We start from the raw sequence: 6,645 nt of genomic DNA, 5'->3' as shown, positions 1-6,645 counted from the left end.
GCCCGCATGTGGTCGCTCTACATCCGCGCCCACTAAGCCGGATCGAACACGTCCAGACGCAAGACGGCGGGCCTGAAGGTCCGCCGTTTTCGTTTGTGCCCCTCTCTTTCCTCCCCGCGGTGTCGAGAACGCGACGATGGTGTCCGTCGCCTGAATAGCGGGGGAGGTGGCCGTCAGGCCGGAGGGGGCGACCAAACAGCACGACCGACACTCATTCTCACGCACTCAAAACCTAACCGCCTGATTTGGACTTGTTTTGTTCAAGTTGTCGCAGGCCGAAAACTCCCCTTGAAGGATGCGGGAGGTTTCCCCATTTCTCGTATATCCGCTGAATTGTAAGCCGACCGCCCCGGGATGCGCGTCATCCAGAGGTGCACCGCGCGCACGGGCGGGTGAAGTTTGGCACGTCCTTTAAAGCGCGGGGCCGCGAAGGATGACTGTCCTCACAGCGGCCACCACCACGGCCGCTGCTTGCCAGCCTGCTTGGTTGGCGTGCGGGCCTTGAGCGCGGCCTGGGCGCCGGGCTGGGTCAGGAGCCAGCCGCGCACGTCGGTTTCGGGCGGGGCGGCTACGCCTTTGCCCGGTCCCGGGGTTTTCAGCTCGTCGAGGCCGAAATCCATCCGCGCGTCATAAGTGCGGTCGATCTGATTGCGCAGGAAGCGCTCCGCCTCGTACCAGGCCGCCTTGTTGGGGCCGTCGGGACAGGTGGCCAGCTCGTCGCCGCGGGCGCCCCAGCGCCGCTCCGGGCACTGGTAGGGATCGAACGACATGTCGAACAGGCGGCGGCGCGCCTCTTCATAGCCGAACGACACCTTCGAGCCGTTCGAGCGCAGGTAGGAGATCTGGCATTGGGCAACATGGCTGTCATAGGCGCTCAGCATGTCGCCGGCGAGGTTCGTCCCCTTGTAGGCGAGCTTGGGGTCCTTGTGCTGGGCCAGCCACATAAAGCGCTTGGCGGCGTCGTAGAGCTCCTTGAACGCGGTTTTCAGGCGGGCGTCGCGCGACGGCGTCGAATAGGTCTCCCAGTCGCCTTCGGTGCCGTAGATGTTGGGCGGCAGCCGGTCGGGCTCGGAGCGCTTGTGGGTGCCGGCGGCCAGCGCCAGGTCGACGGCGTCGCCGCGGTAATGCAGGTCGGCGCAGTTGGAATCGACCATGTCGCCGACTTCGCGCACCGGATCGAACAGCGGCGTGCCGCCCGCCATCTGGCCGCGGACGTAGTCGTAATAGTTCACCACCTCGCTGGCGAGCGTGAAGCTGCCGCTGTTCCAGTCGCGATCCTCGGCCGGGCGCTTGCCGTTGCCGAAGAACTGCTCGACCGAGAAGTCGGCGATTTCCTTGTTCTCGGCGAGCACGATGGAGCCGCCCTTCCAGGTGCCGTCCGCCTGTTTCTTGCCGCCGACCAGGCGTTGCGGCCGCCAGTTCTTGAAGCCGGCACCCATGCCGGGCGAGGAGCGCACGAAGCGGACGTCGTAATAGCCGCGCGTCACCGAGTAATCGGGATGGGCGTCGAAATAGTGGATGCGGCCGTTGCGTTCGACCTTCCACACCGTCGCCAGATGGCCGTTGGGGTCGTAGATCACCGTGCCGGGCCGAATCGCCTTGGGCGTCAGGGCCGGCGAATAGAGGTCTTGTTCCTCGGGGGTTTCGAGTTCGGGATGGATGCGATAGGTCGCCGACGACACCGCCCCGCGCAGGTAATCGAGGATGGCGTAGCCGTTATAGCCCGCCGGATTGAGGCGCAGCTCGACGCGATTGCCGGCGGCGGTATAGCGCATGTCGCGGGTATGGCCGCGCGGTGCCACTTCGGCCGCGAACGAGAACGGCAGGCCCCGCTTCCAGGCAAAATAAAAGCGCAGGTAATAGGGCAGGTCGGCACAGTCGGCGGCGAAAGCAATGCCGGCTGGATCGGTGCCGCGATAGGGATTGCGCGGATCGTGCAGGCATTTGTTGACCGTGGCGCAGCCGGATTCGCCGATTTCGGTGATGAACTGGCTGTACTCGCGTTCGTCGCCTTCGCTCCAGCGGTCGCTTTTGAGAAGGTAGGTGCCGGTCGCAAACGCCTTCGAGGCGGCGGCCAGAATGTCGGCCGGCTTGGCTTCGGGCGCGGCGGCCGGCGGCGTCGCGGCGGTGGATGCCGGCGCCTGAACGGTCGCGACACGGCCATCGGGCAGGGTGATCGTGAGCCCCGCCTTCGAGTCTACCGGAATGTCTTCTGCCTGCGCCGCGACGGCCATGACGGCCAGTGCGACCAGCCCCGCCCACTTCCCCATGCCCGGAACGGTAGTAGACTGGACCGGCACGTCAAGCCGAGAAGTTGCGAAGATTTCGCGTCACCGTGACGACAGTGTGGATTTCACCATAGAATTTCAGCCGATGAGCGATTTTCTTTCCCCCGCTGAAGCGACGGCCTTGGCGTTGTCGCTGCAGGTTTCTACGGTCGCTGTGGCTGCGGCGCTGCCGTTTGCCTTTCTGGCGGCGCTCTTTCTGGCCCGCCACCGCTTCGCCGGTGCCGGCCTGATCGATGCGGTGGTGCATTTGCCGCTGGTGCTGCCGCCGGTCGCGGTCGGTTATCTGCTGCTGGTGGTGTTCGGCGGCCGTGGGCCGGTCGGCGCCTTTCTGTGGCAGACGTTCGCCATCCGATTCGTGTTTTCCTGGACTGGCGCGGCGCTGGCCAGTGCCTTGATCACCTTTCCGTTGCAGGTCCGCGCCATTCGGCTGGCGTTGGAGGCGTCCGATCCGGGACTGACGGCAGCCGCCCGCACGCTGGGCGCCGGCTGGTGGGATCGGCTGTTCAACATCACCCTGCCGCTGGCGCTCCCCGGCATCGTGTCGGGAGCGATCACCGCCTTTGCCGCCAGCCTCGGTGAGTTCGGGGCGATCATCACCTTCGTGTCCAACATCCCGGGCGAGACCCAGACCCTGCCGCTAGCCATCTATGCCGCGCTGCAGGCTCCCGGCGGCGAAATGGCCGCAGCCCGTCTGTGCACCTTGTCGATCCTGCTCGCCATCGTCTTCGTCAGTGCCGGCAACCTTGCCGCCCGGAGGATCTGGCGATGACTCTCGAAGTCCGTCTCGCCCACCGCTTGGGGGGCTTCGCGCTCGATGTCGCATTCGTCACACATGGCCAGGTGACGGCGCTGTTCGGACCGTCGGGGTCGGGCAAATCGAGCATCGTGGCGGCGATCGCCGGCTTATGGTGCCCGGAAAAGGGGCGCATCGCGGTCGGCGGTCGTGTGCTGACCGAGACGCCGGGCGTGTTCGTGCCGCCGGAGCAGCGCCGGCTTGCGGTGGTGTTCCAGGATGCCCGCCTGTTCCCGCACATGAGCGTGGACGCGAATCTGAAATTCGGCTGGCGCCGCGCGGCGGCAAAGGCGGCAGCCGACGACGTCGTCCGCGTCATCGATCTATTGGGTCTTGGTGCACTTCTGAATCGGCGCCCGCGCGATCTCTCGGGCGGTGAGAAAAGCCGTGTCGCGTTGGGGCGGGCCTTGCTGGCTGCGCCCGACATGCTGCTGCTTGACGAACCCTTGGCGGCGCTCGATCTCGCCCGACGGGACGAAATCCTGCCCTATCTCGAGCGGCTGGCGCGCGAAACCAGTCTGCCGATGCTCTATGTCAGCCATCAGGTCGACGAGGTGGCGCGCCTTGCCGACGAGATCGTGGTGATCAGGGATGGTCGCGTCACGGCGCAGGGGCCGGTGTTCGAGCTTCTCACCGACGTCGGCCAGATCGCCGGCGTGCCGCCGCTGGGCGCGGTGTTCGAGGCCCGCATCGCCGCCCACCAGGCCGATGGGCTGACGCGGCTGGCCTTCGACGGCGGTCTCCTGTTGGTGCCGGCTCTGCGCCAGCCGGTCGGCGCGGCGGTACGGGTGCGGCTCCGGGCCGAAGACTTGATGCTGGCACTCGAAGAACCGCGGGCCATCAGCGCCAACAATGTGCTGGCCTGCACCATTGCCGCCATCCGCTCTGTTGGCGATCATGTCGATGTGCAGCTTCAGTGTGGCGCCACGCCGCTCGTCGCGCGCATCACCGGCGCCTCGGCGGCGCGGCTCGGTTTGGCAGGCGGGCAGGCGGTTTATGTCGTGGTGAAGGCGGTTACGGTTGCACGGACGGCTTCGCCCGGAACACCAGCTTCTTCGACAGCGTGAAATTGAAGAGGAGGCCGACCAGCACGCCGATGCACAGCGCCGGATAGGCTCTCAAATCGCTGCGCAGCAGATCGAGCGGCCAGGGCGCCCACCACAGCAGCAGGGCATAGACGCAGACATTGGCGCCGGCGCCGAAGGAGTTGGTGAGAAAGAAGCGGAACCACTCGGCCAGGATGCCGGTGTGGCCGGTGCTCTTGTGCTCATGAAAAGTGAAGGTGCGGTTGCCCCACCAGGTGAAGGTCACCGATACCAAGAAACCGAAGAACCACGCGGCGAGGTCGTGCAGCCCGAGGACTTCCTTGGCCAGCGCCAGCGCCGCAAGATTGACGAACATGCCGGCGCCGCCGACGGCACCGAACCGCACCAGCTTGGACGCCGCGAGTTTTGCGATCAGCGTGTTCACGGAAATCTTTCTACGGCCGGCGCAGATCGTGCGGGCCGGGGAAGGCGAGATAGACCAGCCGCTTCTGCTCCCAGCGTCCGCGCGTCACGGTGTCGAGGATGAGGCCCGCCACCAGCGCCAGCGATGCGATCACCATGGTCGAGGCCACCAGGACCGCAGTCGGCAGGCGCGGCACCAGTCCGGTCTCGAAATAGACGATCACCAGCGGCAGGCCGAAGACGAAGGTGAACAGCGCAAAGAGGATGAAGATGATGCCGTAGAACACCAGCGGCCGCTCGCGGCGCGTCAGGCCGGCGATGGTCATCAGGATGCGCCAGCCGTCGCGATAGGTGGACAGCTTCGACACCGAGCCTTCGGGACGTTCCTTGTACACGGTATCGACTTCGGCCATCGGCACCAGCATGCGTACGGCATGGACCGTCAGCTCGGTTTCGATGCCGAAACCTTCCACTGCTGTCGGGAACGATTTGACGAAGCGGCGCGACATGATGCGGTAGCCGGTCAGCATGTCGCCGAGCCGGACCTTGAACATCAGGCTGGTCAGCCCGGTCAGCATCTTGTTGCCGAGGACATGGCCGCGACGGTAGGCCGCCGCGCCGGTCGCCACCCGCTTGCCCGAAACGATGTCGAGACCTTCGTCGATCAACTGTTGGATCAAGGCCGGCACCACGGCGGCATCATAGGTGTCGTCGCCATCGACCAAAATGTACACGTCGGCCTCGATGTCGGCGAACATGCGGCGCACGACATTGCCTTTGCCCTGGCGCGTCTCGGTGCGCACCACGGCGCCGGCCTCGCGGGCCCGCGCGCTGGTCGCGTCCTTGGAGTTGTTGTCGTAGACGTAAATCTCGGCGCCCGGCAGCGCCGCGCGGAAGTCGGCCACGACTTTGGAGACGGTCGCCTCCTCGTTGTAGCAGGGGATCAGGACCGCGAGCCTCGGTTCCGGCCGGGTTACGAGTTGCGGCGCAAGAGCGGACACCATTGATAGGTCCCTGTCAGATTGGTCGTGAAGATGCGGCATTTCTGCAAATCGATGGCCAGCCCGTAATCGACGACGGCGGCGCTGGCGCGGCCCATATCATAGGCATCGGCGATCAGGAAGAGGGGCCCTTTGTGGGCGGCGACGCGCCGGCGCATCTCGCCGGTCAGGAAGGAGCCGTCTTCGGGCTGCATCATCCAGCCGTCGATGCGAAGGATCGGGATTTGGGGCGGCAGCGCCGGGGCGATGAAGCCGAGTGGAGCATCGCCGGTCATCACCACCAGGGTGTGTGCCGGATCGGCGATCGGCGGCAGGTCGACGGCGATATAGGGATCGCCCAGCGGCGCGCCTTCGAGATGCTCGGTGCGCGTGAACAGCAGCGCAAAGAAGAACAGCGCGCCGATCGTGACCAGGCGGGCCTTCTTGCCGAGCGGCAACAGTCCGACGCCCATCGCGATCAGCAGCGGCGCCAGCATTTCCAATTGCAGGATGTAGCGATGGATCGAGAACAGCTTCAGCCAGAAGAAATAGGTCGCCGCCGCGAACACGAACAGGATGCGGATCGCGACCGGATCGAACAGGGTTTCCTTGGTGCGCTTGCCCGCCAGCCACACCGCCGAGGCCGCGATCACGATCACATAGGCGATGCCGATGCGGATATCGCCGTAGGGAATGTCGTCGGCGACGCGGTAGTCGATCGAGAAGCGGATCGGAAAATCGAGGATGTTCCGGAAGCCATGCTGGATGAAGCGCATGTCGCGATAGGGCGAACTGAGCGCCAGCGGCGACTTGAAGTAGTCGTTGAAATAGGGGAACAGCGGATTACCGGTCACCTCTTGCATTTTCAGCATCCAGTAGCCCGCGCCGGCAAAGAACCCGGCAATGCCGCCGACCGCGCCCGCACCGAGTCGCGTCAGGAGATGTTTGCGCGAGCCGCCGATGACGATCAGCGCGCCGGCAAATCCCATCGCATAGGGCGCCATCGGCAGCTTGAGGCCGGCGGCGAAACCGGTGAGAAGGCCGGCTAGTCCGCACCATTTGGCGACCGAGAACAGCGGGCCTTCCGCCATTTCACGGCGGCGGACGACGATGATGGCAAGTCCCGTCAGGGTGAA

At 65.6% G+C, this 6,645-nt stretch carries 6 protein-coding genes; 2 read left to right on the top strand and 4 right to left on the bottom strand.

The window, feature by feature from the left end:
- Positions 1-443: 443 nt before the first annotated feature.
- Positions 444-2,270, bottom strand: a complete 1,827-nt coding sequence (locus AC1P6P_RS15340; RefSeq protein ID WP_481403313.1) for a hypothetical protein — start codon at positions 2,268-2,270, stop codon at positions 444-446.
- A gap of 103 nt (positions 2,271-2,373) precedes the next feature.
- On the opposite strand from AC1P6P_RS15340, the gene modB reads away from it, so the two are divergent.
- Both modB and modC read left to right on the top strand, forming a co-directional pair.
- Positions 2,374-3,057, top strand: a complete 684-nt coding sequence (modB, locus tag AC1P6P_RS15335) for a molybdate ABC transporter permease subunit (RefSeq protein ID WP_481403312.1) — start codon at positions 2,374-2,376, stop codon at positions 3,055-3,057.
- Positions 3,054-4,148: a molybdenum ABC transporter ATP-binding protein gene (gene modC / locus AC1P6P_RS15330; protein WP_481403311.1), complete on the top strand. Its 1,095-nt coding sequence runs from the start codon at positions 3,054-3,056 to the stop codon at positions 4,146-4,148. The genes modB and modC overlap by 4 nt, the downstream gene beginning before the upstream one ends.
- Here the strand turns inward: modC and AC1P6P_RS15325 are convergent.
- The 3 genes from AC1P6P_RS15325 to AC1P6P_RS15315 form a co-directional block, all read right to left on the bottom strand.
- Complete coding sequence (locus AC1P6P_RS15325; protein WP_481403310.1) at positions 4,096-4,551, bottom strand: GtrA family protein; 456 nt, start codon at positions 4,549-4,551, stop codon at positions 4,096-4,098. The two genes, modC and AC1P6P_RS15325, sit on opposite strands and share 53 nt — an antisense overlap.
- Positions 4,552-4,561: 10 nt before the next feature.
- Entirely contained in the window at positions 4,562-5,533 is a 972-nt protein-coding gene (locus tag AC1P6P_RS15320) for a glycosyltransferase family 2 protein (RefSeq protein ID WP_481403309.1), read from the bottom strand.
- A partial coding sequence (locus tag AC1P6P_RS15315; protein ID WP_481403308.1) for a hypothetical protein occupies positions 5,503-6,645 on the bottom strand: 1,143 nt, incomplete at its 5' end. The genes AC1P6P_RS15315 and AC1P6P_RS15320, both read right to left, overlap by 31 nt.

The sequence above is a fragment of the Rhizomicrobium sp. genome (assembly GCF_056722145.1).
This window is presented reverse-complemented; position numbering and strand designations above follow the sequence as displayed.

What these genes read in the sequence shown, in the direction of transcription:
- AC1P6P_RS15340 (WP_481403313.1), bottom strand. Translation starts at nt 2,270, where the DNA reads ATGGGGAAGTGGGCGGGGCTGGTCGCACTGGCCGTCATGGCCGTCGCG.
- modB (WP_481403312.1), top strand. Translation starts at nt 2,374, where the DNA reads ATGAGCGATTTTCTTTCCCCCGCTGAAGCGACGGCCTTGGCGTTGTCG.
- modC (WP_481403311.1), top strand. Translation starts at nt 3,054, where the DNA reads ATGACTCTCGAAGTCCGTCTCGCCCACCGCTTGGGGGGCTTCGCGCTC.
- AC1P6P_RS15320 (WP_481403309.1), bottom strand. Translation starts at nt 5,533, where the DNA reads ATGGTGTCCGCTCTTGCGCCGCAACTCGTAACCCGGCCGGAACCGAGG.